25 protein-coding genes and 1 tRNA gene are annotated in these 25,057 nt (G+C 39.9%); 5 read left to right on the forward strand and 21 right to left on the reverse strand.

What is annotated here, in order from left to right; translation table 11 throughout:
• Window positions 1–28: 28 nt before the first annotated feature.
• The 3 genes from K2F45_RS19955 to K2F45_RS19965 all read left to right on the forward strand — a co-directional run bounded on the left by K2F45_RS19955 (window position 29) and on the right by K2F45_RS19965 (window position 3,347).
• Entirely contained in the window at window positions 29–1,153 is a 1,125-nt protein-coding gene (locus K2F45_RS19955; protein WP_248932225.1) for an ATP-binding protein, read from the forward strand.
• Between the two features lie 129 nt (window positions 1,154–1,282).
• Window positions 1,283–2,296 (forward strand): hypothetical protein, encoded by a 1,014-nt coding sequence (locus K2F45_RS19960; RefSeq protein ID WP_248932226.1) that lies wholly within the window; start codon window positions 1,283–1,285, stop codon window positions 2,294–2,296.
• A 382-nt stretch (window positions 2,297–2,678) separates the two neighbouring features.
• Window positions 2,679–3,347: a hypothetical protein gene (locus tag K2F45_RS19965; RefSeq protein ID WP_248932227.1), complete on the forward strand. Its 669-nt coding sequence runs from the start codon at window positions 2,679–2,681 to the stop codon at window positions 3,345–3,347.
• A gap of 232 nt (window positions 3,348–3,579) precedes the next feature.
• Here K2F45_RS19965 and K2F45_RS19970 read toward each other — a convergent pair whose 3' ends face one another.
• Entirely contained in the window at window positions 3,580–3,825 is a 246-nt protein-coding gene (locus tag K2F45_RS19970; protein ID WP_248932228.1) for a hypothetical protein, read from the reverse strand.
• A gap of 347 nt (window positions 3,826–4,172) precedes the next feature.
• On the opposite strand from K2F45_RS19970, the gene K2F45_RS19975 reads away from it, so the two are divergent.
• Together K2F45_RS19975 and K2F45_RS19980 are read left to right on the forward strand one after the other, a co-directional pair.
• Window positions 4,173–4,246: transfer RNA gene (locus tag K2F45_RS19975), tRNA-Ile, on the forward strand.
• Between the two features lie 182 nt (window positions 4,247–4,428).
• A complete protein-coding gene (locus tag K2F45_RS19980; RefSeq protein WP_248932229.1) occupies window positions 4,429–5,736 on the forward strand; it encodes a phage integrase SAM-like domain-containing protein in 1,308 nt (435 codons plus the stop codon).
• A 761-nt stretch (window positions 5,737–6,497) separates the two neighbouring features.
• Here the strand turns inward: K2F45_RS19980 and K2F45_RS19985 are convergent.
• The 20 genes from K2F45_RS19985 to K2F45_RS20080 all read right to left on the reverse strand — a co-directional run bounded on the left by K2F45_RS19985 (window position 6,498) and on the right by K2F45_RS20080 (window position 25,002).
• Entirely contained in the window at window positions 6,498–7,049 is a 552-nt protein-coding gene (locus K2F45_RS19985; RefSeq protein WP_248932230.1) for a cysteine hydrolase family protein, read from the reverse strand.
• 62 nt (window positions 7,050–7,111) lie between these two features.
• Window positions 7,112–7,984: an AraC family transcriptional regulator gene (locus K2F45_RS19990; RefSeq protein WP_248932231.1), complete on the reverse strand. Its 873-nt coding sequence runs from the start codon at window positions 7,982–7,984 to the stop codon at window positions 7,112–7,114.
• Window positions 7,985–8,279: 295 nt separating this feature from the next.
• Entirely contained in the window at window positions 8,280–8,858 is a 579-nt protein-coding gene (locus K2F45_RS19995; RefSeq protein ID WP_248932232.1) for a TlpA family protein disulfide reductase, read from the reverse strand.
• 17 nt (window positions 8,859–8,875) lie between these two features.
• The gene (locus K2F45_RS20000) at window positions 8,876–9,982 is read right to left on the reverse strand and encodes an efflux RND transporter periplasmic adaptor subunit (RefSeq protein ID WP_248932233.1); all 1,107 of its coding nucleotides are present in this window, start codon (window positions 9,980–9,982) and stop codon (window positions 8,876–8,878) included.
• A 20-nt stretch (window positions 9,983–10,002) separates the two neighbouring features.
• Window positions 10,003–13,182 carry an efflux RND transporter permease subunit gene (locus tag K2F45_RS20005; protein ID WP_248932234.1) on the reverse strand — a complete coding sequence of 1,060 codons (3,180 nt, stop codon included), beginning with the start codon at window positions 13,180–13,182 and terminating at the stop codon, window positions 10,003–10,005.
• A 10-nt stretch (window positions 13,183–13,192) separates the two neighbouring features.
• Window positions 13,193–14,578 (reverse strand): TolC family protein, encoded by a 1,386-nt coding sequence (locus K2F45_RS20010; RefSeq protein WP_248932235.1) that lies wholly within the window; start codon window positions 14,576–14,578, stop codon window positions 13,193–13,195.
• Between the two features lie 110 nt (window positions 14,579–14,688).
• On the reverse strand, window positions 14,689–15,108 hold the full coding sequence (locus K2F45_RS20015) for a hypothetical protein (RefSeq protein WP_248932236.1): 420 nt from the start codon (window positions 15,106–15,108) through the stop codon (window positions 14,689–14,691).
• Between the two features lie 80 nt (window positions 15,109–15,188).
• Window positions 15,189–16,664 carry an MBL fold metallo-hydrolase gene (locus K2F45_RS20020; RefSeq protein WP_248932237.1) on the reverse strand — a complete coding sequence of 492 codons (1,476 nt, stop codon included), beginning with the start codon at window positions 16,662–16,664 and terminating at the stop codon, window positions 15,189–15,191.
• A gap of 331 nt (window positions 16,665–16,995) precedes the next feature.
• Window positions 16,996–17,835, reverse strand: a complete 840-nt coding sequence (locus tag K2F45_RS20025) for an MBL fold metallo-hydrolase (protein WP_248932238.1) — start codon at window positions 17,833–17,835, stop codon at window positions 16,996–16,998.
• Window positions 17,836–17,990: 155 nt separating this feature from the next.
• Window positions 17,991–19,136, reverse strand: coding sequence for an LLM class flavin-dependent oxidoreductase (locus K2F45_RS20030; protein WP_248932239.1), 1,146 nt, complete (start codon window positions 19,134–19,136; stop codon window positions 17,991–17,993).
• A 152-nt stretch (window positions 19,137–19,288) separates the two neighbouring features.
• Window positions 19,289–19,747 (reverse strand): DUF6691 family protein, encoded by a 459-nt coding sequence (locus K2F45_RS20035; protein ID WP_248932240.1) that lies wholly within the window; start codon window positions 19,745–19,747, stop codon window positions 19,289–19,291.
• An 11-nt stretch (window positions 19,748–19,758) separates the two neighbouring features.
• Entirely contained in the window at window positions 19,759–20,322 is a 564-nt protein-coding gene (locus K2F45_RS20040; RefSeq protein WP_248932241.1) for a YeeE/YedE family protein, read from the reverse strand.
• 8 nt (window positions 20,323–20,330) lie between these two features.
• A complete protein-coding gene (trxA, locus tag K2F45_RS20045; protein ID WP_248932242.1) occupies window positions 20,331–20,624 on the reverse strand; it encodes a thioredoxin in 294 nt (97 codons plus the stop codon).
• A complete protein-coding gene (locus K2F45_RS20050; RefSeq protein WP_338055409.1) occupies window positions 20,611–20,823 on the reverse strand; it encodes a DUF6132 family protein in 213 nt (70 codons plus the stop codon). The genes trxA and K2F45_RS20050 overlap by 14 nt, the downstream gene beginning before the upstream one ends.
• On the reverse strand, window positions 20,807–21,040 hold the full coding sequence (locus K2F45_RS20055) for a hypothetical protein (protein ID WP_248932243.1): 234 nt from the start codon (window positions 21,038–21,040) through the stop codon (window positions 20,807–20,809). Before K2F45_RS20055 ends, K2F45_RS20050 begins: the two co-directional genes overlap by 17 nt.
• A 5-nt stretch (window positions 21,041–21,045) precedes the next feature.
• Window positions 21,046–21,669, reverse strand: coding sequence for a class I SAM-dependent methyltransferase (locus K2F45_RS20060; RefSeq protein ID WP_248932244.1), 624 nt, complete (start codon window positions 21,667–21,669; stop codon window positions 21,046–21,048).
• Window positions 21,662–21,979, reverse strand: a complete 318-nt coding sequence (locus K2F45_RS20065) for a rhodanese-like domain-containing protein (RefSeq protein ID WP_248932245.1) — start codon at window positions 21,977–21,979, stop codon at window positions 21,662–21,664. Before K2F45_RS20065 ends, K2F45_RS20060 begins: the two co-directional genes overlap by 8 nt.
• A gap of 26 nt (window positions 21,980–22,005) precedes the next feature.
• A complete protein-coding gene (locus tag K2F45_RS20070) occupies window positions 22,006–23,421 on the reverse strand; it encodes an MBL fold metallo-hydrolase (RefSeq protein ID WP_248932246.1) in 1,416 nt (471 codons plus the stop codon).
• Between the two features lie 97 nt (window positions 23,422–23,518).
• The gene (locus K2F45_RS20075) at window positions 23,519–24,316 is read right to left on the reverse strand and encodes a sulfite exporter TauE/SafE family protein (protein WP_248932247.1); all 798 of its coding nucleotides are present in this window, start codon (window positions 24,314–24,316) and stop codon (window positions 23,519–23,521) included.
• Between the two features lie 62 nt (window positions 24,317–24,378).
• Window positions 24,379–25,002, reverse strand: coding sequence for a Crp/Fnr family transcriptional regulator (locus K2F45_RS20080; RefSeq protein ID WP_248932248.1), 624 nt, complete (start codon window positions 25,000–25,002; stop codon window positions 24,379–24,381).
• Window positions 25,003–25,057 lie beyond the last annotated feature (55 nt).

The following is a 25,057-nucleotide window of genomic DNA, read 5'->3' on the forward strand; positions in this document are numbered from 1 at the left end:
AAATGCGCTTTAAGATAGTTAACAAAAAATGCTAAAAAATAAGATAATTGATCTTATAAGATCAAAAAGAGAGGGGGAGTTTTGGGACTTTAAAGAGAAACCCCACGAAAATAATGCAGCATTGCTGCATGATATATTGAGCCTTTCAAATAGCCTTCATAAGGGGGAACGCTATTTAATTTTTGGCGTCACAGATCCATCTAACGATTGTACAATTAATGGTTTGTCCTCTGGACAGGCCAACCGAAAAAAGCAAATTGACTATATTGATTTCATCCGGGCCCAAAAATTTGCCGGAGACAACCGACCTGTCTTGGAATTAAAAACCATCGAAATCGATAGTTTAGAAATCGATGTTTTGATAATTCAGGATTTGCCGCACAAGCCATACTATATAACGATGTCTTATCGAGACAAAGACAAAGAAGTAAAAGCCAATCATATTTATTCGAGAACCCACGATACAAATACGCCCATAGACAAGTCGGCTGATATTAATCTTATAGAAAAAATGTGGTATCAAAGATTCGGGCTCGATCTAACGCCATATGAAAAGATGAAGCACTATCTAAAAAATCCAGGACAGTGGACAAAAAACATAGGTAATAGCAGCGTACTTTTTCATAACACTTTTCCAGAATACACTATCGAACTGAGTGAAGTCGAGAAATTTTGGGAAGTATATAGTTATTTCTTTACGAATGAGAAATCGTTTTTAGGAACGGCAAAGTTCAAATGCCATCAGACAGAATTATTTGAGCTAGAATATATGTATTGCGATGAGATGAGGATAACTTTACCAGTGCCACAATCAGCATATCTGCGCGTTGATGGTGAGGACAATTGGTATTACTATTATGATAGGAGCTCCAACGACGGTCTATTTTTGCATTTTCTTACTGATGGAAATTATAATCTTGTGTCCCGCGGTACGGGTGCGCCATTCCTATTGTTTAACGACCAGGATGCCAGAAACGATTTCAACCAGTATGTATTAGACAACTCTACGGAACTCGAAAATATAGAACCTACATTTTGGGGCCAACACGCATTAAAAAGAATGACACAGGCGGGAAACGAATCTGTGATCGACCCATTGTTCTTAGACCGGATATATCAGCTCTATCAGGCCTGGATACTAATAAACATTTAAAGGATGATTTTTAACTCAGATATAACATTCAGTAACGAGGCAAAACAAGTTCAGGAGACCTCATATAAATTTTTGGAAAGATCTTCATGGAACCGCTGCAAATTAGCGAGGACCCTCATATCAATGTGGATGAAAGATTTGACCGATGATTTAGAATTTATTAGCCAGATCAGATCTAAAAGCGACAAGCAACATGATGCAGCTATTTTCGAACTCATTGTTTATACATTTCTAAGCAAACAGGGCTTGACAGTAGACAAACATCCGATCCTTTCAAAAGCGACTACGCCTGACTTTACAGCTAAAAGTGATACGGTAGCTTTGATGCTCATTGAATGTACGCTTTCGTCAAACTCATTTGATTCGACGGAGGAGGAGAGACGAAAAGAAGCTGTCGAAGATATTATCAGGCAAATTCACTATTACCCATATTTCATCAACCTTGGTTTCAAAAGAATATCAAAAATCAGTGTCACGCCAAAAAAGCTAAAAAGATTTATTGAACAAATAAGAATATCAAGTGAAGGCTTTGAAAACGAACAGTTATTTTATCGTAAATTCTTATACAAAGAAAATGAATGGGAAATTGAAATCAGTCTGCTAAAAAAGTCAAATAACGAAATAAAGACCAGCTTGGGTGCTGTATTTCAGGATGCAAAAATCTTCGATAGCAAAAAAGCTATTCTAACAGCGCTTAATGATAAGAGACCGTCTAAATACGGTATCAGCGATACTCCTTATGTAATCTGTATTTGCGTTAATGATATGTTTTTCCATACTGATGAAATGTATAGTGTATTATTCGGAAATGACTGCGGCACCCATATTAACCTGACATTTCCCGGAAGCAGTGGCTTTCTTTATCACAACAAACCAGTAAATACTTCTGTGTCTGCCGTAATTCTGTTTAAAAATACAGACATCCTAACATTAGGAAGTGCAGAATGGAGTGTTTGGCACAACCCATTTGCTAAAAACCCATTAGAGTTAAAGTCTCTACCTATTGATGAATATCATTTTACAATAGAGGGCAATTGGCTCTTAAAAAGAGTAATAAATAAAAATGCTAACGTTTTCGAATTATTACACGTCGACGAGCTTGCCTATAACACTGATCCAAAGGGCACGGATGAATCCTGTTAACAAAAAAAGTCAACTGACAGCTCGACGGGTTGAGGCATTTTCCTTTTTAAGACAAGCCTTGACAAAGGTAACCTCTTCAAAGGGAAAAACTTCCCCAATCTTCATTCATGGACGTACATCAATCTGCAAATCGATAAATGCAGGAGAAGCGCGATAGACGAGACGAAATAGTGTTTAACTGCCCTTTTTAAAATCTTACTTGTTTTTTCAATTATTTTTTTTACTTTCGGCTAAGGAGTCGAGTGCCCCAGTTGTGAGTGACTGAAACGCGAGGTTAATCAATAATTGACAAGTCAAACAGCATTTTTTTGTTAAACCGCTGGCATGGTTGTCTTTAAACACTCACGAAAACCAAAAAAGTCCAGCAAAAAACAAAATTGCTATGAAGCTTGAAATTACAAAAGCTTGCGCGGATTCTTTACGCGTCTTTACCCAAAACAATTACGATATCCCACTAAAATCGTCCCATGCACATGAACTTGTGGCGGCTTATTTTGGCTATTCTTCGCGTGCCGCCATGCTCTCGGACGATGAACGTCCTATTTGTAATCTGACGAATGCGGAACTGATTATCTTAAACCATCCAACGCACCGGATAGAACAGCGCCTAAAAACCTTGGCAAACCTGCCATTAGGACTTCCTTCCAGCGATATTCTTGCTGCGACAATTGACAAGACAATTGTCACCAATGAAAAATTACCAGGGAAGGTCTGGACAGATTTCAAAGAGATGGCGATAGCCTATGCCGAAGACAGGGTATTTCATAATGAGAAAATGATGAGAATGATTGGGATAGACGGCGGATTTGATCAAAGGGAGCTGGACTGGCTTATCCAGGTCAATATCAAAACAGAAGATACCAATGTGCTGATGACCGTCACGTACGATTACCCTGCAAAGGCAAAAAAGCCGATGAGACATGCCTCTGTGGCGGTAACGCTTCCACGTATTTCGGGAAATATTGGTTATGGTGAACCCCAAGTGCTGCCAACTTTTTATAACGGCCACATGAGCGATCCTGACTTCAGGTTAAAACACGGAATTGACTGATTATTGGACAAAAAAACATTATAGTTTTTTAAGCGATCCAAAGCTTCAGCTGTTATTCAAATTTAACATGGGAATAAATCAAGTTATTGACCCCGCTTGAATAGAGTGGGGTCTTTTATCTGCACAATGAATCACTTAATTTTGTGTGAACAATACGTCCGTGGGATTGTAAACCCGTCCCGATCCGACCTCCGCCATTCAACGTAATAACTGCCGATGTTATTTATACATTTTACCAATCAGTAGGTTCAATACGTTCCAATTTTATCATAACCTTTTGCCTCAATCTTGGTGACGAGAAAAAGAGGCTTCTTTTTTCGACCACTTTGAAGTAACATCCGTCGTCGTTCATATTTTCATTCTCACATTGTAAATATATTTCCTCCCCATTATCTGGTATATTAGGAAGCACATCGAATGACTTTACATCAATAGCGTCACCCTTATAATAAAATTCTAATTCAAACGGTTTAGTCATCTTCTAATTTTTAAAGCTTTAGTAAATATAAGAATATTCATTTGTACATGAGTACGAAAAAAGGCTTAACGATCCTCCCCCCTTAAAAAGCCGTAACGAATACATAACGGAGCAAAATTTTGTGGTTTCAAAAAAAGTGCTTAAATCGCTTCTATAAGTCAGAAACGATATTTTTTGACCCAATCCGGATGGATAGAGTGGAAGACTCATAAACTGAATGGCTAAGGCGCTGAAAATCAGGATTGCATAGTTAAAATGGCTTTCCTTTTGACAAAAAGTTTCAGAGGATTTTGGAACTTGAAAATTTTGAGTAGATTTGTCGAAATTTGACAAATAAAATAACGTAAGCGCCTATAGATCAGTTGGTTAGAGTAGGAGACTCATAATCTCTTGGTCGCTGGTTCGAGCCCAGCTGGGCGCACAAAACACCATCTCTTAAGAAATTTCGAGGTGGTTTTTTTTTCATTTCTCTGAGCCGATTTCATCGGTGAAGCGGTCGAGGGTAAACCACCCTACAGACTGGTTTTACATAGTTTTTTGTTGAACTTCACGCAAAAATGTAACAAATATGTAACAGCATTTTGCGTGGTAATTGGAAAAATTATGGCAACCGTAAGCGCAAAAGTTTATGCCCACCACAAGAAAGCCGACGACACTTACAATGTGAAAGTTTGTGTTTATCACAAAGGCGAAAGAAAGTTTATTGACACTGCACATTATGTGGTCAAAAAACAACTCACGAAAGATTTGAAAATCAAAGATCCTTTCATTCTGGAAAAGATCAATGACGAGCTCAAAGAACATCGGAAGACGATTAGTGACCTCGATGATCGACTGGATTACTTCACCGCTGAATCATTAAGGGATTACCTTCGTGACAAAGATGAGGACGTGGACTTTATCAAGTTTTGTGATAAGCACATCGAACTTCTTAGAAAAGGAGGACAAAAAGAAAAAGGAACGGCAAAAAATCAGAATACTGTCCGTAACAGTCTGGTGGATTATTTCAAGCGTCTATCCGTATCCATCAAAGAGATCAATTCAAATATGTTGGTGGCGTATGAACGTTTCCTGCGGTCAGAGCGTACGATGACACGCTACAACCAGGACGGTAAACCTGTTCTCTCGACCAAAAAAGGTTTAAGGGATAGCGGACTACATAATCACATGCGTGATCTGCGGACGCTATTCAATGCTGCACGGGAAATCTATAATAACGAAGACCTTGGCATTTACCGCATCAAACATTACCCGTTCAAGAAATATAAGGTCGGTTCCCCGCCCCTCACTAAGAAAAGGAACAATACGCTGGAACAGGTGCTAACCATCCGCGATTGTGTGACCAAACCTGGAAGCCGGGCTGAATTGGCTAAGGAACTTTATATGCTTTCGTTCTACCTCTGTGGAATGAACGCGGTTGATCTTTACCAACTAACGGAACGGGACATTAGAAATGGCCGCATAGACTACAACCGTTCCAAAACCGAGGGCAAGCGGAAGGATAACGCTTTTATTAGTATTAAGATTGTTGACGACTCCAAACCTTTATTAGAGAAATATATAGGAAAGTTGCGTGAACGTTATTCCAGTAGCGACTGCCTCAATTGGGCATTGTGCAAAGGTATGGAACAATTGCGCAAGTTAACAGGAATACCTGATCTCACCCTGTATTGGGCCCGTCACACCTTTGCCAATACAGCAAGGAATGATTGCCGTATGAGCAAAGACGATGTGGCTCTTGCGCTCAACCACGTTGACGAGGGTAATCGCACGACAGATATCTACATTGCCAAGGATTGGAAGATTGTGGATGACGTACAACGGAAAGTCATTGCAGAGCTTAAAAAAACCGAAATTAAGGTGATGAAGAAAATGCAAAAGGAAAACCAAACAGAAAAAGTTGCCGCCTAATAAAAGAGAATGAATTACATGGGACAATTTTCTCATGTAATTCTTTTTAAGTATTTAAACACGTAAATTTGACTAACAATGAAAAATGTAATTTGGTTTTTTATTACCTGCATCATTGCAACGGTAGGTTTTTTTGCCGCATTATCTATGAAAACTCCGTGGATTGGGTTTGGTGTCGCTTTTGGTATATGGTTTATATTTATATGGGCTACAACGAAGCCAAGAAGACGTAGAAGATGATTTCGATTTTTTGTTAATACAACTTTTAAAGGTTGGTCATTTATTTCTGTAAAAATATTCCTCTCGAGGAAGGACACTTAAATAAAGCTGATAGAAATGACATACAAAGCTCTGTACGATTCTCCCACTGTAGAAAAATACCGATTTCTAAGAGAGACTTGCGGGCTTTTCCCAAAGTCAGAAAAAGCTGCAACAATAGCAATAAAAAATTCACTTTGCAGTGTTGTCGTCTTAGATACAGACAGCAAAAACGAAGTGAGAGGTATGGGAAAAGTGGTTAAGAATTATTAAGTCACTTTACCAATTAATCTTAATACAGCCCCCGAATAAACCCATACTTTTTGTTTCTATCGTTTTCTTTGTAACCAACTTCGGGCTTTTTATTAGCAAAAATCGTTATAAAAATTAGGTTGAGACACTGCGCCACAATTGCAACTAAGCCAAATGCAAGCCTTCTTAGTATTGGAATAAAAAGGACAGACTAAAAACGTTAACCCGTCCTTTGCTTTTTCCTTGTGAAATTATGCAGATAGATAATCTTCGGTACTCTTTATCTCCGCATAGAAAAACGCTAATGCTGCTAAAAATGCATAGTGCACATCATCAGCTTTTACCGTTTTACCGTTAATTTCCAAGTCTCTTGACGCACAAGTATCGCCGATAACCGTACATTTATAACCGAAGTCAAATGCCGCACGTGTGGTGGCGTCCACACACATATGAGTCATCATTCCGGTAATAACCACTTCGGTTACGTCATTTTCCTTTAAATAGTCTAAAAGCCCTGTGTCTCTAAAGCTATTTGGATAATACTTTTGAAAAACTTTCTCCCGAGCAAGTGGCTTCACATTTTCCTGGATTTCTACACCGGGAGTTCCTTCAACAAAAATCGGCAATGCTTCGGGATCAGCCGATACGTGTTGGATGTGTGCAATGGGTAAATTGTTTGCTCTGAAATGGTCCAAAACCTTGCGGGCATTTAGACTTGCCATTTCAGGGTTTACCAATGGAAGTGCTCCGTTTTCAAAATATTCATTCTGGATGTCGATGACAATCAATGCTTTTTTGCTCATAATCATTTATTTTTTGTATGACAAAATTAGCAAACACCGTTATGACCGATTATACCAAATCATTAAGAAATGATACCATTTTGATAATCGGCTAAAAATTCAGTTGTTGTCATCCCAGTTTGCTTCTTAAAAAAACGCATTAGATGGTTGGGTTCCGAAATATTGAGTTTGTAGGCTATTTCCGAAATGGTCAATTCAGAATGGATGAGGTAATCTTTGATTTCTACCAGCAATCTTTGCTTTAACAAATCTGTTGCTGTCAGATTGAACTGCTCTTTTACCGCCTTATTTAGGGTAATACGACTGATGCCCATTAGATCTGTATAATCGCTGATTCGCTGTTTATGTTCGATATTTGTTTCAATCAGTTTTTTGAATTGAAATGCATAACTTGTGTCTTGATTTTGTAATGATAATTGATGCTTTTCGGCATACACTCTGTTCAACTTCTGTAAAAGGTAATAGATTAGGGAACGGATGATATGCACACTGTCTATTCTGGTTTTCCGTAATTCTACTTTAATTTCTGATAACAAAACACAGTACATATCCATGTTTTCTTTCTCAATCTGCATATTTAATGGAAATTCCAACTGGTAGAAATAAGATAAACGGTAGGTAAACAGTTTGTCGGAGAAAAATTCATTTAGAAAATCTTCTTGAAAAACCAAGGACGTAAATTCCAGGTTATCTTCATTAAGATTCCATTGACGTTTTTGAAAAGGGGAAATAAATATAATACTATTGTCCTCGATATTTATTTTTTGGTAGTTAAGTGTAAGCTGACCGCTCCCTTTCTTGATAAAAATGATTTCAAAATAATCTGTATTAAACAATTTTTGACTAATATATGCTTCACTGACTTCATCAGAAGGAAGTACGTTGAGCAGAAAATCTACCCCACATTCTGTCTTGTTAAATTTTATTGTTTTCAACTATTTCTTTCTTTTATTATTAAAATAAAACTGAAATCACACAATTTTATTTGTGCGTCTTTACCTGTACAAAGTTAATTTATTTCTGTACAAATTTTCAAAATGGTAGCATTGGACAGGCAAAAGCCAGCTATATCTTCTATTCACTAATAAGTCTTTCAATTTGCTTCACAAATTTGTCGGAGGCGTAATTAGCAAATCCTGTGTGATGAAATCTGATTTTTCCGTTTTTATCGAGCACAAGGGGTGTTGGCAATGCACCGGAGTAAATTTCTGCCGGAACATTGCCATACCCTTAATTACTTTCCACCAATTCTTTAAGACCCTTGATTATTTCAGGGGCTGTATAATCCCTGCCGCCTTCCATACGAGCAATGATATCCCCGCTTTTGTCAAGAATGACCGTAGTAGGAATTGCATCTGCTAAATAATCGGACGGAATATTACTTGCGGGAACATATACAGGCAGGTCGTACTTTTTCTTCTCCATAAAGGCGGTGGATTTGTCTATCTTGTTATCCACATCAACCATCAGGAACACGATGTCGTCATTGCCTTTGAACGTTTTTTTCAACTGGTTAATAGAGGGCATTTCGTGAATACATGGCGGACACCACGTAGCCCAAAAGTTGATAAAAACTACTTTGCCTTTTAATGAGCTTAACGATACCGTTTTTCCGCTCTTGTCTTTAAGCAGGACATCGTTATCGGCATATTCCGAGAATGATGTAGTTTCTTCTTCCACTATTGGAGTGTGTATGGATTGCCCCGCTTTTTCATTTTTCCCATTGCTATTACAGGAAGCAAAACAAAAGCCTCCCATTGCCACAAAAATGTACGAGAGCATTGCTCTTTTATTCAATCTTACTTTCATATCCTTATATATTTTTGTTAGTTTATTTTACCCTCTTTGATTTCTTCCGATGGTTTCAGAATGATGTTGTCCTCCGTCGAAAGATTACCGAACACTTCTGTCAAAGTATCCAAACGAATACCTTCTTTTATGGGGATACGCTTTATCTCGCTGTCGTTTAATGACATAACGTATGCTCCCGACTGCGTATTTAAGACACTCTTGTTCTGCACCCAATGCGAGGGGTTTTTACGTTTTAATTTCAGTTTGACCTGTGCATAATCGCCTCCTTGCAATTCACCTGCTGGGTTGCTTACGTCAAACTCCAATGTAAGAGAACGATCTTGCTGGTCGAGTAAGCCCGATGTACGGGAAAGTTTGGCATCAAACTTTTTACCCGGCTGTGAGCTTATGGTAAACGTTGCGGGCATACCCTCGTGTACAGACGATGCGTGTTTTTCAGGCAGGGATAAAGTCAGACGGAGCTTATTGCTCTGTGCCATCATAAATAACGGGGCGTTACTTCCTGTTCCCGCCAATGCGCCGACTGAAACATTCTTCTGAGTGATAACGCCGTCAAACGGAGCTGTGATACGTAGATACTGTTGCAACTGTGAAGAATGTGCGGTACCTGCTTTGGAAGCATCATAAGCAGATTTTGCACTTTCCATTGCACTTTTAGCCCTGTCCAGCTCAATATCCGCTACGGCTCCCGTTGTCTTGGAGGCATCCACTAATCGCTCATATGCTTGTTTTGCGTATAGGTAATCACTATATACCTTTTGTTCTGTGGATTTGTCGGAAAGGTACTGCTGTTCCATTTCGGGTGCTTCGAGTATTGCTAAAAGCTGTCCTTTGCTGACCCGGTATCCTCGATCAACGTATAGTTGTTTTACAAATCCGGTAACCTTTGCATATACCGCTACCTGCTCATAAGGTTTCAGTTCTGCCGGAACGGATATTTCATATTCGGGATTAATGAACTGCACCGGAGCAGTAGGATAGTTAACAGGTGATGCCTTCGTATTTTGCTCCTCTTCGTTTTTCTGTCCGTTTTGGGAACAGGCTGTAAAAATCAATGCAAGCGTGGTTGCCATTGCCAATAGTGTTACTGGTTTTCTATTTATTGAAATGCTTTGATACATTGTATTTGATATTTTAAAGTTTATGACATCGTTTGTGTTTCGGATTGTGTTGCAAAATATCGGCTCTCATCATCATCTGGATCTAATGACGGACTGACGATAGAAGTTCTTGACATTAGTGAAGAAAAGAAATGTGGAACTAATAACAGAATGGTCACCGTCGAGGCAATCAATCCCCCAATAACGGCTCTGCCTAACGGTGCAACCTGTTCTGCTCCATCGCCTAAACCCATTGCCATTGGCAACATTCCCGCAAACATTGCAGCGGCTGTCATCAATATAGGTCTCAATCTGGATGAAGCTGCAAGCCTTGCTGCATTTACAGGTTTTAAGGCCATTTTTTTACGGTAATATTCGGCTTGATTGACAAGCAATACCGCATTGGATACCGACACGCCAAGCGACATAATAATGCCCATATAGGATTGCAGGTTGAGTGTGCTGCCTGTTAAAAATAAAATGATAAGGCTTCCCGCAACTACAGCAGGCAATACCGAAAGGATAATCAAAGGTACTTTGAACGATTGGTAATAAGCCGATAGCATCAGGAATATGGCAATAACAGCAACACCCAAACCTGCCAAAAGACTGCCCAACGTATCATCTAAAAGCTGTAATGTGCCCTCTGTCCAAATGCTTGTGCCACGAGGCGGTTCTCCCGCATCTTTAATGGCTTGTTTTACTGCGCCTGAAGCCGTACCCAAATCTATTCCATACACATTGGCTACAATGGTAACATAGCGGTTCGGTCCTTTACGGTTTACTTGAGCCGGAGCCGTAACCCTACGTATGGTTGCCACATCTTCAAGCACCGGGCGAAGACTTCCTGCTTTCAATGGAAGCGAACGCAGTCTTTGCTCCGACATAATACCCTCTGGTATCTGTACCTGTGTCTGAAAAACCAATCCCGATTTAGGGTCAATCCAAAGGTTCTTATCTGTGAAACGGGTAGATGATGTAGCCGTAACAAGGCTGCGGGTAATATCCTGCATCGTCAGTCCGAACTGCCCGGCAAGGTCACGGTCTACCTCGATTTCCATATTGGGATAGGCAATGGGTTCCGCAATTCGGACATCCCTCAGGTAAGAAACTTTTTTCAGATTGGCTTCAATCTTTGATGCGTGTGCAAAAGCATCTTTCACCTGATTTGCACCTATTTTTACCTCAATCGGGGTCATCGCTCCCTGTCCCATAATCTTTTCGGTCAGCTCCATCGGTTCAAAATTGAAAGCGACTTCGGGGTGGTTCCCGATAATCTTTTGACGGACTTTCTCTTTAAAATCTTCCATTGAACAGCCATAGACCTCCTGATTGACGGATATTTGCAGTATAGCTTGGTGTGAAGAATTACTGAAAAGGAATATTGGGTTGATGGGCGACCCTGCAGGATGCATACCTACAAATGCGGAGGTAATATTCAATCCGTTTTCGGGCAATTCCGCTTTAATATCTTCTGTAATTTCTTTAACGATCCGTTCTGTTTTTTCGATCCTGCTTCCCTGTGGCGCATCTATACGTATCTGAAAATCTCCGTTATTGGAAACGGGCATTACATCCGTACCAACGACGGTCAAAAGTAAACCTGCAATAGCGCCTGCTACTAACACGTACACGGCAAAAAGCGGCAAGGCTTTGGTGGACCATTTACGCATACGGTAGGAATAGTTGACACGGAATTTTTCGAAGAACGCCCGCTTTCTCGGTGTATTAGCTTCCTTGTTATGCTTGTTCTTCATCATCCAATTTGCCAGTATCGGAACAAAGGTCTGTGAAGCCAAAAAGGAAGCAATCATCGCAAAGGCAACCGCCATTGACAAAGGCATAAACATATCTTTCGGAATGCCTGTCATAATAAAGGCAGGGGTCAATACCGCAAGAATACAGAGCAATATCAGCAATTTGGGGATAGAGATTTCAAGCAGGGCATCCACAATCGCCCGCTGTTTCTTTTTACCCATTTCCATATGCTGGTGTATATTCTCTATGGTCACCGTGGCTTCATCAACGAGAATACCGATAGACAGGGCAAGACCGCTCAATGTCATAATATTGATGGTCTGCCCTAAAAGGTACAATACCGTAACCGCGGATAGGATAGCAATCGGAATAGTAAATACAACTATGATAGCTCCACGGGTATCGCCTAAGAACAATAATATGACCAATCCCGTGAAAACCGCTCCCAAAATCCCCTCGTGGATAAGGTTGGAAAGTGAGCGTTCGATATAGCTTGATTGGTCAAATTCATAGCTGACCTTTACATCTTCAGGCAATTGGTCTTTCAGCATTGGGATGGCATTTTTTAAGTTCTCCACGGCATCCAATGTGGAAGCATCCGCTTTTTTGATAATGGGCAGGTAAACCGAACGTTTGCCGTTTATCAAAGCGTAACCTACGGTCTGGTCTGCTCCGTCCTCAACACTGGCAACATCGCCCACATATATGGTGCGGTTATCACTTGTTTTTACCGGGGTCTTCAATAGCTCTTCCGGACCTTTGGCGATGGAGTTAATGGGAGCCATCAGGTTTTCTTCTCCTATGCGGATATTTCCGGCGGGTGAAGGAAGACTGTTCTTGGTAATAGCAACCGTAATGTCTTCGGGACTTAACCCGTTCGCCTGCATCGCTTCGGGGTCAATGTTGATGACAATGGAACGGATATTACCGCCAAAAGGCGCAGGGGAAGTAATACCCGGAATTTGTACGAACATCGGTCTGATTTTGGTCAGTGCCAATGTCTGTATTTCATTAACGGAACGCTGGTCGCTTTCAAAAACGAGGTTACCTACCGGAAGCGAACTACCGTCGAACCGCACCACCATTGGCGGGACGGCTCCGGGCGGCAGGAAGCCCATTGCTCGTGAAACGGACGTTGATACCTCTCCGGCAGCCTGTGACATATCGGTTCCTGGATAAAAGGTCAGTTTCATCAGGGTCAAGCCCTGTACACTTTTGAAATCAATATTTTTTACGCCACTCACAAACAGGAGTACCTTTTGGAACTCGTTTGCCATAAATCCGTCCATATAGGCGGGGGACAGTCCACCGTAAGGCATAGCGACGTACATCGCAGGTAATTCCACTTCGGGAAATATATCTACGTTTATTTTTTTTACGGTATTGTAGGAAAAGAAAGCTATCGCCAGTACGACAACCATAATCGCAATGGGCTTTCTTAACGCAAATCTTATTATGTTCATATACGATTAATTAAAGGTTGTTAAACAAAAAGTCGAAATCTGCAGTCAGTTCCGCCTCGTAGGCAAGCAAGAGCCAATAATCACGCGAAGCATCTATGTGGGCATTCTCCGCCCGTTCGAGCAAAGTGCGTATCTGCAACAGTTCGCTAAGGGTGATTAAGCCACTTTTGTACCTTGCCAGATACATATTGTAAGCATCCTGCGACTGCTTTACGGCAAGCTTTGTTTTCTGAAGCTGTTCGTGCTGCTGTATGATTTTCGCCTGTGAAGCGGATAAATCTGCCTGCATCGCCTGTTCATATTGCGAATAAAGTAAGTTGGTGCTTTCTGCTTCTTTGAAAAGTTGTTCTCCTTTCAGGCGGTTCATATATAGGTTTGTCAAGTTCCAAGTAATACCGATACCCGCAAGAAAATTATTGGTCGTATTGCTAAAACCGTCGTTCCACGCTCCCGATACTGCCCCATTCGGGCTTATACTCGTACCCCGATAGGCATAACCGCCCAACAGATTTATAGAAGGCAAAGAAGCTCTTTTTTGTGCTTCGCCACTCAACGTGTAATATTCGGACTGCTTATCCAGAGCATCTAAGATGGGGTGAGCGGGATTGATGGTATTTATCTTGCTTAAATTATTTCCAGTGGGATTGCCAAAACGTTCGGCAGATGCGATATAACTAACGCTATCATCATCGTACAGTTCTAATAGTTTGATGTAAGAGGCATTTTTAAATCCGTTCCACTTATCGTTTTCGCCCATAGCCTGTACATACGATGATGAAGCGAGCAGACTGTCTGCGGCAGGTCTTAAACCCGAAGCGGATAGCCCTGAGGTTATCTTGCGGATGTCATCCAATCGTCTGGCATTCCTTTCCGACCATTTCAGTTTCGCATTGTTGTATAAAAGAACAATGTACCGTTCTGATAGGATCTTTTTCAGGCTGAGCAGATAGGCATCTTTTTCGCTGACCGATTTGTTGTATAACGCAGCCGCAGCCTCGTTCTGCTTGCGGAGCTTTCCGAAAGCAAACAGTTCCCATTCTATGGTGGCGGAACCAAAAGTATTGGCTGCTGTAGAACTGCCGTCCAGTGGCACAGCCGAACCACTCACATTGAAAAAGCCTGCCTGTGGAAAAAATGCACCTGCACTTCCTTCATACGTTCCGTAAGTATTTTGTGCCTGTGCTTTTACCTGTGGAAGCATGTTGCTTTTTATTGCCCGTTCATTAAGTTTTGCGACATCAATTGCCGATGTTTTTACGCCAACGCCCGGGTACTTATCTTCCACTTTAGACCACAGACTGCCTAAAGTGTTTTCTCGTTGCTGTTGCGCATATAGCGGAAACGTAGCAACAATGGTAAGCCACGTGACAGTGGTTACCATAATATGTTTTATCATATTAGTATACGATTTTGGAGAGGTCGTACAAAGGCGACCTAAGATTATTCTGAAATGAAAAAAATAGAAATTCAATCTATCGAACCTGTGCAGTCAATAGGGAAAAGAGATTAGTGGGAGAAGTGGATGATAAGTTTCCTGTATTCCAAAAAGAGAGGAATAGCGTTTCGGATTTTTCCACTACAGCTATAAAGGGGGTGTTTGTTTTCTTTGCTTACTGGACGAAAGCCGAACAGAAAGAGAAAGGTTGCCGTAAAAAGGACTACGGGTAATAGGTCGTTCGCTTTGAAAGAAATCTTCTGAACGATTTGCGTGTCTGCAATGTCAAACTCGGCACATTTGTCTCCGGTATTTACAGAGAAATTTTGATTGCCTTTTGGTAAGCCGCGTTCCGTATTCGCAGGAATGCCTGCCAACGTTTTGATACTGCCCTTGATGGCACAGGACGTAAGCAATACCAAAAGCATTACGGAGAATACAAAGAAGTATCGCTTACAATTTGCTGAAATATTTAGTATAGTCCTGTTCATCAATTTGCTAAAATAGTCTTATTTGTTTAGGGGTGCAAGAGTAAAAACTACTTTTAGACTTTTTTAATACGAAAAAGCCTTTATTTAACCAATTCATTCTTTTGTTCCGTCCATTCATTGATACCTCCCGAATACATTTTGAGATTTTCCACGCCGTTTCTTTTCAATATGGAGTATGCCATTGCAGCCCTTACTCCGCTTTGGCAATGTATAATGACAGGTTTGTCTTTACTGATTTTGTCTATATTGTTTTCCAACGAAGTCAGCACCATATTTTCCACACCTTTAATGTGTCCGTTACGATATTCGCTTTCGGTTCGTACATCTACGATTTGCATGTCTTTTTTGTCTAAATGCTTTTTCAGTTCCCCAATACTGACGAGGTCGGATTTTTCCAGTTCGACATTCATTTTATCCAAACCGGTTACAAAACCGTAGATATTATCCATTCCGATACGCATCAGTTTACGGGTCAAATCTTCGGTATGGCTTTCATTGGTTATCAATACGATTTGCTGCTGGTAATCTAATAAAGAACCTACCCAAGTGGAAAGTGATTTTCCGTTTTCGATATGCAGGCTACCCTGAATGTGTCCTTTGGCAACCTCATCTTTGCTTCGGGTATCAATAATCAGAAGATTATTATCTATTGCTTTTTGAAAGACCGTCTGATCAAGTCTCGGGTGTATAGGAACCTGGATAAGCAACGGACGTTCAGCTTTGTTCAGTTGCTTCATCATTGCAAAATATTTGGGTGGGGTTAGCTGTCCGTCCATAATGTATTTTACAAATCCTTGTTCATCATTTTTAAATTGAAGAGCTTTGCTGTTCTGCTTTTCTTCCTTTAACGTAGAATGTGGAATGGTGCTCAAACTTTTACCACAAAATGAACCAGCTCCGTGTCCTGCCCAAATTTCCAAATCATCAGGCAATTTTGAAAACTTATGAATGGAAGCATAAAGCTGTTTTGCTCCAATCTCTTGCGAGCCTATCTGCCCGGCTGTTTTTTCCAATAAATCTGGACGGCCGACATCCCCAACGAAAATAAAATCTCCCGTAATGGCTCTTTGCGGTGTGGCTGATGCTTCCATATCTCTTACCAAAAAAGTGATGCTTTCGGGTGTATGCCCCGGCGTGTGCATTACTTTCAATTCCACCTGCCCGACTACAATAATGCTTCCGTCCTTCAGCCCTGTGTGCGGAAACTGATATTGCCAGTCTGCTCCGCCCTCACCGGACAGTAACAATTCTGCATTGGTAACGGCTGTCAATTCTCGGGAACCGCTTAAAAAGTCTGCGTGAATGTGCGTTTCGGTAACTTTGGTAATTTTGAGGTTGTTGGTTTGCGCTATTTCCAAATAAACATCAATATCCCTTCTGGGGTCTATTACAATGGCTTCTTTGGTGTTCAGATCACCTATAACATAACTTGCCTGTGCCAGCGTTTCATCATATACACGCTCGAAAAAATAGCTTTGTGCTTGTAATTTATTTCCCTGTAGAAACAGCATAACAGACAAGAGTATTGAAATTGTTAAGTTTGTTTTGTTCTGCATATCATCCTTTTTAGAAGTTCTTAATCTACAAAGATAAAATAACCTTTATTCTTGTATTGTTACTTTTGTCACATAACGAGAATGATTCGCGGTTATTCTTTTTTTTGTGGTTTTCATTGTAATAGGTACTACCAATTTTATTATCAGTTTCATTATTGGAAAATTTAAGAGGATAGTCTGTAAAAATAAAAATATTAAAAGTCATAAAACCTGTTAAATTAAATGGGTTTTATGACTTCATAATTATTGTTTACTACCTTATTTTGGCAAACGTCACTTTTCTAAAACCATTCACTTATTAGGCGGTAATTGTGAAAAGCAATAAGAAAATTTAAGGGGTCAGTATAATTACTTCTCCATCTTCTGGAATCATCAATTTGTCTGGACCGATCTTCAAATTGGCGGCTTTATCTTTTAAAGAACTTCTGGTCGTGCGGCAATGATCCAATGCATCCATATGGACTGCTATAACTTTTGCTTTTCCGCTCTCACTTATTAAAGCCATTGTTTGGGCTTCGTCCATAATAATTGGTACATTTTCAAAGCCTTGAATGCGTGCTCCTCCAGAATTTACAATGATATAATCAGGCTTAAATTTTTTAATAGTCTTTTTAATATCTTCTGTCCAGATAGCATCTCCAACAATATAAACAGTTGGCTGGTTTTCTGCTTGCAATACAAATCCTGAGGTTTTGCCCATCATTTTCAATACCTCACCACTTCCGTGTTGTCCCTCTACTCGATGGATATTTATACCATTCCATACTTTATTGTCCTCTAATACAGTTGCATTGGTAAAGTTTTCTTTTTTGAAAAAATCCGCATCGGCTGGCTGTATAATCAAGTCTATGGATTTGTCAAGGTTTTGACTTGCAAATTTGTCAAAATGATCTTCGTGACTATGACTTACAATTACTAAATCAACGTCCTTAACGATTTTTTCAATCGGCATTTTCAATTCAACAGTAGGATTTTTTTGGATCCCGGCCCAAGAGTCAATTGCTCCCTTTGGCGAAAACATGGGGTCAACCAGGATTTTTTTCCCGTTGTACTCAATAACTAATGTTGCATTTCTGATTAGCTGAACACTCGGTTTAGTATCAGAATTTATTTGTCCGAACGACAATACAGATGATAGCAAAAGTGCCATCGCGACAATTATTTTTTTCATACTATTTTTGTTAAATTTTAATAATTTCTCAAGTTCTTTTTATTACTTTCCGAACAATGAGTACGTTGCAAAGGTCATGATAACCAAACATTTTTATGGTATCAAAAACACATTATTTAGTACCATTTTGATAAGTAGATACTATGGTTGATGTTTTAATCTCTTAAATTTCTTTCAATCTCTATATTAGGCATATTGTAGGCATCTGCTATCAATTTTGCAGAATGCAATATACCTTCGAGGGAGTGCCCCAGATTGGCAATCATCAATTCATTTGCTCCTGAAATCTTTTGAAATTCATTTAACCTACTCACTACTTTGTCGGCAGTTCCGTAAATCATTTTTTGATGCCAACTTTCCAATACAAGCATTTCTGAGCTATTGTAATCATAGTTCTTCAATTCTTCAGGAGATGGAACAACATAGGATTCTCCTTTCATCATACGAAGCATACTGTGTGCAAAAGTTCGCGTTTGAATTCTTGCCTCTTCTTCACTATCTGCTGCAAATACAGAGATACTTGCAATGGTATATGGTTTATCAAGAACCTTTGATGGTTTGAAGTTCTTTTTATAAATATCAAACGCAAATAACATATTTTCTGGTGCGAGCTGTGCAGCAAATGCAAACGGCAGTCCGAGTTTTCCAGCCAGCTGTGCAGAATAACCAGAAGATCCCAGTAACCATACTGATGGGCTTTCAGAAGAACGGGCTATACCGTTTTCACGATCTTGTCCTGGTCCTGGAACGGCAAATACCCTACCTTTATAAGGGTGACCTTCAGGAAAATCATCATCAAGAAAATGTAGTAATTCTGTCAACAGTTCAGGAAAGTCCTCAGCTCCCAGATTGTTACCACGAAGCGCTGAGGCTGTAAGTCCGTTAGTTCCCGGTGCTCTTCCTATTCCGAGATCGATACGTCCTGAAGCCATTGCCTGAAGCATACCAAACTGTTCAGCAACGACTAAAGGTGGAAAATTTGGCAACATCATACCCCCTGATCCCAATCGGATATTTTTTGTTTCGCCAATTAGTCTGGAAAGCAACATGGCAGGTGAAGATGTAGAAACAGCAGGCATACTATGATGTTCGGCCACCCAATAGCGGGCAAAGCCACGTTGATCTGCAAATTTTGCCAACGCTATACTGTTACTAATTGCTTCTGCGGCAGAATATCCTTTACCTGTGGTTGCTACATCTAGAATTGATAATGGAACTGGAGCATCTCCTTGCTTTACAAGCGGTGTAAAAGAAACCGATGTATTTTGTTTTATATCTTTATTTGTGATTTCATTTTTCATTTCCATTTACCTTTAAAATTATTTTACAAAATTACCTTAGTAAAAATGGAAATCGGATACCAAAAATTATCTAAAGACTACCTTTTTGATAACAATTATTCACTAACAGAAAATCATAAACTGATTTAACAAAATCAAAATATATGATCGCTTTAATGCGGCAATTTCTCTCTGAGCAAACCATAAACCCAAGTTCCTGCAATAGCACTCAATAGTGTGACAGCAACGACAGTAGCCCCTGTCCCGATTTGTGCAAAAAGCGGTCCTGGACACGCTCCTGTGATCGCCCAACCAAAACCGAATAGCAAACCGCCATAGATTTGCCCTTTATTAAATGTTTTTGGAGCAATCTCAATGGTTTGTCCATCAATGGTTTTGATATTGAATTTCTTTATCAGAAAAATCGAAATCATCCCTGTAATGACTGCACTTCCGATGATACCGTACATATGAAAGGATTGTAAACGGAACATTTCCTGTATGCGAAACCAGCTTACTACTTCCGATTTTACGAATACAATGCCAAACAATATTCCAATTATCAGATATTTGAGGTTATCGTACCATTTGGGTCTCACTAAATTTTTGTCTGTATCTGTAGATTGTTTCATTTCTTTTTTTATTATAATGAAAGTATTATTGGGAGTATCAAATTTGCCATAATAAAACCGCCGATCATAAAACAAATGGTGGCAATCAGCGAGGGTAACTGTAAATTAGACAATCCCATAATAGCGTGTCCGCTTGTACAGCCGCCCGCATAGCGTGTACCGAAGCCGACCAAAAAACCTCCGACTACCATAAGCAAAAATCCTTTCAGTGTAAATAGCAATTGCCAGTTGATGATGTCTTCGGGAATTAGATTACTGTAATTGGTAATGCCGTAGCCTGCCAATTCTTCTGCCAATTTTGGATTGACCTCAACAGGGCTGGGATTTGACAACAGATTAATGGCAATTACCCCGCCTAAAAATATGCCGAATACGAAAAAGAGGTTCCACGCTTCTTTTTTCCAATCGTACTTGAAAAATGGAATATTTGCAGGCATACAGGAGGCACATATATGTCTCAGTGATGAACTGATGCCAAATGATTTGTTACCAATGATTAAGAGTGCAGGTACGGTAAGCCCGACCAGTGGGCCTGCAACGTACCACAGCCATGGTTGTTTCAAAAATTCTAACATTTGTATTTTTATCTGTTTTCGTTAATCAATCTTTCCAATTCATTTGCAGGAAAAATGCCTGATTGTCTCCAACGGATTTCTCCTTTTTTAAATATAATAAGCGTAGGTACACCCCGAACCTGATACGCTGCTGCTGCTTGTGGATTCTTGTCCACATCAATTTTAATGATGCTTGCATCATCGCCAATACGCTGTTTTAATTCTTCTAGAATGGGTGACATCATTTTGCAGGGGCCACACCATTCGGCAAAGAAATCTACCAATACCGGTTTATCACTGTTAATTATTTCATGAAACGTCATATTGCTTTTTGTCTTTTTTAAATATTGATAATAGCAGCCCTCCGATGATCGAACCGTAGAGAGTGCTGTTTATTGGGTTGGAAGTAATGGTACAACTGCCTGTATTGCATCCGACAAATTTCCAATAAAAATAGCCTGTGACTGCACCAATAGCCATTCCTATTATAGTGAACAAATATTTCTTACCGAACTTCTTCATACGATATATCTTCTATTTTTTTATTGCTTTTCCGAACTGGCGTATTACAACCTGATACACCACAGCAACCTATATTCATTAATGGCATTAAAGAGAACAAGCTGCCCAATCCCAAGAGCAACCATTCTTTTTGCATAATGCCCTGTACAATAATAAAAATGCCCAATGTTAATCGAAGCACCCGCATTAAATTCCAATTTCTTACATATCCTTTCATTGTTTTTATTTTTTTATTGCCAAAACCCTTACAACTGAAGCCACACCCACGTGATAATTCCCTTCTTGTAGTTCTGTGTCTGTTTTATAGATTTCTATAAATTCAAAGCCCCGAAAATCGGTTTTCAGATCCTCTAAATCATACAACATTGTTGCTTCTTTCGGCCCGCCAGCATTCGGGTTTTGCTTTTGTTTTTCAATATGCTCTTTACCAAATCCCTCTATGATGAGTAGTCCTCGTTTTTTAAGCAATGAACTCAACTTTTGATGATATCGCCTACGCTCATTTAACGTGAAATGAGCATAAACTAACACCAAAGCATCAAATGACTTTTCGGTACAACTAAAATCCGCTACATCTGAAACAACGTATTCAATCTGTACTCCGTTCTTTTTAGCCAGCAATTCTGCTTTCTTTTTACCTTCACTACTTTGGTCGAAAGCAAAAACATTCCAGCCTAGGATTGCCGCAAATACCGCATTTCTTCCTTCGCCTTCCAGAGGAAATAGTATTCTTCCTTTTGGAAAACCTGTTAACTTGTTTTTCAGATATTCATTCGGAGCTTCGCCATAAGCGTATTGTTCCTGTCCGTACCGTTCATCCCAAAAACTTTGATTTGTTTTACTCATTAGTAGTCTGATTTACATTTTGCCACGTTCCGCCATTGATCACATTCAGAAAACCATTTTGTTCCAAAATGCTTTTTGCCTGTCCGCTTCGGTTTCCGCTACGGCAAAAGACAACAATCCTTTTCTTGTCTTTGAATTTAGGTAATTGGCTCGACACTTTATCCAGCGGAATGTTTACCGCACCCTTTACACTACCTGCCGAAAACTCGGCAGGTGTGCGAACGTCCACTAAAAATGCACCATTTTTTACAGCTTCTTTCAATTCGCTGTTGTCTGTTGGTACAAACATATTTTTTAAAATTCCAAACATTGCTATTGCTGTTATTATGATGAAAATTAGTTTAACCCTTTGCTTTGGCATACGAAATTGTTTTTGCCTTGTGCCTGCAACCATTCTTTCATTCCGCCCGAAAAGTTCATAACGTTTTCAAAACCGTTTTTAGCAAGGATAGCATACGCTATCGCCGAACGGTCACCTGCCTGACAATGAATAATCACTTGCTTGTCTTTACTGACTTTATCCAAGTTGTCCTGCAAGGTTCCTACAAAAACATTTTCTGCTCCGGCTATGTGGTTGGCTTCGTATTCTGATGCTCCCCGAACGTCTATTATCTTTACATTGTCTTTTCCGATGTAGGTTTTAAATTCGTCCAAAGAAATCACGGCTGCTGTTTGTAGCTCAATACCCAAACCGTTTACATCTGAAATGTAGCCGTACATATTATCCAAGCCTATACGCATCAGCTTACGTGTAAAATCTTCCATTTGGCTCTCATCGGCTACCAGTATAAACTGCTCCTGATAGTTCAACAACCAACCGCACCACGTAGAGAAAGAGTTATTTCCCTGAATGTTCAGGCTTCCGGGAAGAAAGCCATTGGCAAAATCTACCTTATTGCGGGTATCAATTACCTTGATGCCTTTTTCATGGGCAGAAATAAACTGCTCCTTTGATAGCTTCGGATGTTTCGGAACTTCAATCAGCAATGGACGATTTACTTTATTCAAGTGTTTCATCACTGCAAAATATTTAGGTGGTTCGGGTTGATCGGTCAATAGGTAATCGGTAAACCCTTTTTCATCTTCTCCATACTGAAATGCCCAATTGCGGATCATTTCATATCCAACTGTAGAGCTGTGCACTGCTCCCAAAGCCTTTCCACAAGCGGAACCTGCTCCGTGTGCCGCCCATACTTGGACGTATTCCGGAATTGCAGCAAACTTTTTCAACGATTGAAACATTTGTTTTGCTCCGGCTTCTTTTGTTCCGATAATCCCTGCGGCTTTTTCCAACAAATCAGGACGACCTATATCGCCTACAAATACAAAATCACCTGTAAAGAGCATAACGGGTCTGTCCGTTGCCGGTTGGTCGGTCAGTAAAAAACTTATGCTCTCAGGGGTGTGACCCGGCGTGTGCATCACCTCCAAAGTGAGGTTCCCCACCTTGATTATATCTCCGTCTTTCAGACCTTTGTGCGGGAACTGATATTGCCAGTCTTCGGGTCCTTCGTCAGACAGGTACATTGTTGCTCCGGTAACGGCGCTTAATTCCCTTGAACCACACAGGAAGTCTGCATGTATGTGGGTTTCGGTGATGTGCGTAATGCGGAGATTATTTTGATTTGCAATTTCGAGATATACATCTATATCCCTTTGGGCATCAATTACGATGGCTTCACCCGTAGCCTGACAGCCTACTAGGTAACTGCCCTGTGCCAAACTCTTATCATAAACATGTTCAAAAAACATAATCCTTTATTTTTAAAATGGTAAATACTTCTTTTGACACTGCAAATTTCCGTGACTTATTTCTCCTATACAGCTACTTTTGTCACACAAGCGAAATCTATTTTAATATGGTCTCTTTTATGATAATATAAACCCCCATTATCAGCACAAACCAACCGAAAGCAGTTTTTAATTTGTCACCCTCAATTTTTGTAGAGAAATAACTGCCTATCAGTATACCGATGATGGCAATAGAAGTAATGCTTAATAAAAAGCCCCACTTTACGAAAGTGTGGGACAGGGAAAACAAAAATCCCATTAAAGAATTGATGGAAATAATAACCAATGAGGTGCCTACGGCGGTTTTAATCGATAATTTTCGCAGCTTTACCAAAGCTGGAATTATCAGGAAACCTCCCCCTGCTCCAATCAATCCGGTTATCACTCCGATAAAAATTCCCTGTATGAGAATTTGCAGGTAATTGAATTGTCGCTTTTGCGATGCTTCGTCACTTGCTTTTCTGTCTCTCTTTATCATACTGAGCGATGCTGCAATCATCAGTATGGCAAAGAGCAACATCAACAAAATATTCTTGGTTATGGTGTAGCTTCCAACAGTAAAAATGTCATCCGGAATAACTAGAAGTATATACTCCCTGGTAAGAAAAATAGCAGCAACGGACGGGATCCCGAAAAAAATAGCAGTCTTGATATCTACCCATCCTTTTTTGAAATAGGAAAATGAACCTACAAGGCTCGTTGAGCCAACGATAAAAAGAGAATAAGCGGTTGCCAAAACCGCATCTATGCTGAACAGGTAAACCAAAACAGGGATGGTCAGAATACTGTCACCGCCGCCGATTAACCCTAATGCTATACCTATAAAAATTGATGCTAAATATCCCGCTATATCCATAAGATTTCTGAATTTGATACTGCAAAATTGTATCAAATTCAAATCCTATACAGCTACTTTGGTCACATAAGGATGATTTTGTTTCTGCCCAATTTAACTTTACCTATGTCTTCCAATTGCTTTAATAGTCTTGACACTACGGTTCGGGCAGTACCTAATTCGTTGGCTAATTGTTCGTGGGTAATGTTTAAAATATTATTTCCTGTAAGTTCCTGCTTTTTGTACAGTAAGGACAGTAAACGGTCATCCACTTTTTTGAAAGCAATAGCATTGACAATCTCTAAAAGCTCTTCAAAACGCTTATGGTACAAGCGGAAAATATAATCCAACCACTGCGGGTATTCTTTGATGAACAACGCTACTTTATCCATAGGCAGAAACAGAATTTCGGCATCTTCCTCCACTTCAGCTTTTACCTTGCTTGTTTCATTGTGCATCCCACCCAAAAAAGACATAATGCAACTCTCTCCGGCTATGATGTAATACAGCAAAATCTCCCTGCCGTCTTCTTCCGTTCGGATGACTTTCAGCGTTCCTTTGGTAACAATGGGAATAGAACGAATGGAAGCATTTTCATTCAGGATAATACTTCCTGCCTTGTACTCTTTGCGTATGCTGTATTGATAAAGTTTCTCTATCAATTCAGGAGAAGACTTAAATTCTGCTATCTGTTCCAGTTGTTCCATATTTTTTATTGTTTTGCAAATAGATGAAGTGGTTGAAATGAAAGTTCAAAAGTAC

The sequence above is a fragment of the Sphingobacterium siyangense genome (genome assembly GCF_023277505.1).
GTDB lineage: Bacteria > Bacteroidota > Bacteroidia > Sphingobacteriales > Sphingobacteriaceae > Sphingobacterium > Sphingobacterium siyangense.

Bases quoted from the DNA above. Each gene is read 5' to 3' on its own strand.
- K2F45_RS19955 (WP_248932225.1), top strand. From the start codon at position 29: ATGCTAAAAAATAAGATAATTGATCTTATAAGATCAAAAAGAGAGGGG.
- K2F45_RS19960 (WP_248932226.1), top strand. From the start codon at position 1,283: ATGAAAGATTTGACCGATGATTTAGAATTTATTAGCCAGATCAGATCT.
- K2F45_RS19965 (WP_248932227.1), top strand. From the start codon at position 2,679: ATGAAGCTTGAAATTACAAAAGCTTGCGCGGATTCTTTACGCGTCTTT.
- K2F45_RS19970 (WP_248932228.1), bottom strand. From the start codon at position 3,825: ATGACTAAACCGTTTGAATTAGAATTTTATTATAAGGGTGACGCTATT.
- K2F45_RS19980 (WP_248932229.1), top strand. From the start codon at position 4,429: ATGGCAACCGTAAGCGCAAAAGTTTATGCCCACCACAAGAAAGCCGAC.
- K2F45_RS19985 (WP_248932230.1), bottom strand. From the start codon at position 7,049: ATGAGCAAAAAAGCATTGATTGTCATCGACATCCAGAATGAATATTTT.
- K2F45_RS19995 (WP_248932232.1), bottom strand. From the start codon at position 8,858: ATGAAAGTAAGATTGAATAAAAGAGCAATGCTCTCGTACATTTTTGTG.
- K2F45_RS20000 (WP_248932233.1), bottom strand. From the start codon at position 9,982: ATGTATCAAAGCATTTCAATAAATAGAAAACCAGTAACACTATTGGCA.
- K2F45_RS20005 (WP_248932234.1), bottom strand. From the start codon at position 13,182: ATGAACATAATAAGATTTGCGTTAAGAAAGCCCATTGCGATTATGGTT.
- K2F45_RS20010 (WP_248932235.1), bottom strand. From the start codon at position 14,578: ATGATAAAACATATTATGGTAACCACTGTCACGTGGCTTACCATTGTT.
- K2F45_RS20015 (WP_248932236.1), bottom strand. From the start codon at position 15,108: ATGAACAGGACTATACTAAATATTTCAGCAAATTGTAAGCGATACTTC.
- K2F45_RS20020 (WP_248932237.1), bottom strand. From the start codon at position 16,664: ATGCAGAACAAAACAAACTTAACAATTTCAATACTCTTGTCTGTTATG.
- K2F45_RS20025 (WP_248932238.1), bottom strand. From the start codon at position 17,835: ATGAAAAAAATAATTGTCGCGATGGCACTTTTGCTATCATCTGTATTG.
- K2F45_RS20030 (WP_248932239.1), bottom strand. From the start codon at position 19,136: ATGAAAAATGAAATCACAAATAAAGATATAAAACAAAATACATCGGTT.
- K2F45_RS20035 (WP_248932240.1), bottom strand. From the start codon at position 19,747: ATGAAACAATCTACAGATACAGACAAAAATTTAGTGAGACCCAAATGG.
- K2F45_RS20040 (WP_248932241.1), bottom strand. From the start codon at position 20,322: ATGTTAGAATTTTTGAAACAACCATGGCTGTGGTACGTTGCAGGCCCA.
- trxA (WP_248932242.1), bottom strand. From the start codon at position 20,624: ATGACGTTTCATGAAATAATTAACAGTGATAAACCGGTATTGGTAGAT.
- K2F45_RS20050 (WP_338055409.1), bottom strand. From the start codon at position 20,823: ATGAAGAAGTTCGGTAAGAAATATTTGTTCACTATAATAGGAATGGCT.
- K2F45_RS20055 (WP_248932243.1), bottom strand. From the start codon at position 21,040: ATGAAAGGATATGTAAGAAATTGGAATTTAATGCGGGTGCTTCGATTA.
- K2F45_RS20060 (WP_248932244.1), bottom strand. From the start codon at position 21,669: ATGAGTAAAACAAATCAAAGTTTTTGGGATGAACGGTACGGACAGGAA.
- K2F45_RS20065 (WP_248932245.1), bottom strand. From the start codon at position 21,979: ATGTTTGGAATTTTAAAAAATATGTTTGTACCAACAGACAACAGCGAA.
- K2F45_RS20070 (WP_248932246.1), bottom strand. From the start codon at position 23,421: ATGTTTTTTGAACATGTTTATGATAAGAGTTTGGCACAGGGCAGTTAC.
- K2F45_RS20075 (WP_248932247.1), bottom strand. From the start codon at position 24,316: ATGGATATAGCGGGATATTTAGCATCAATTTTTATAGGTATAGCATTA.
- K2F45_RS20080 (WP_248932248.1), bottom strand. From the start codon at position 25,002: ATGGAACAACTGGAACAGATAGCAGAATTTAAGTCTTCTCCTGAATTG.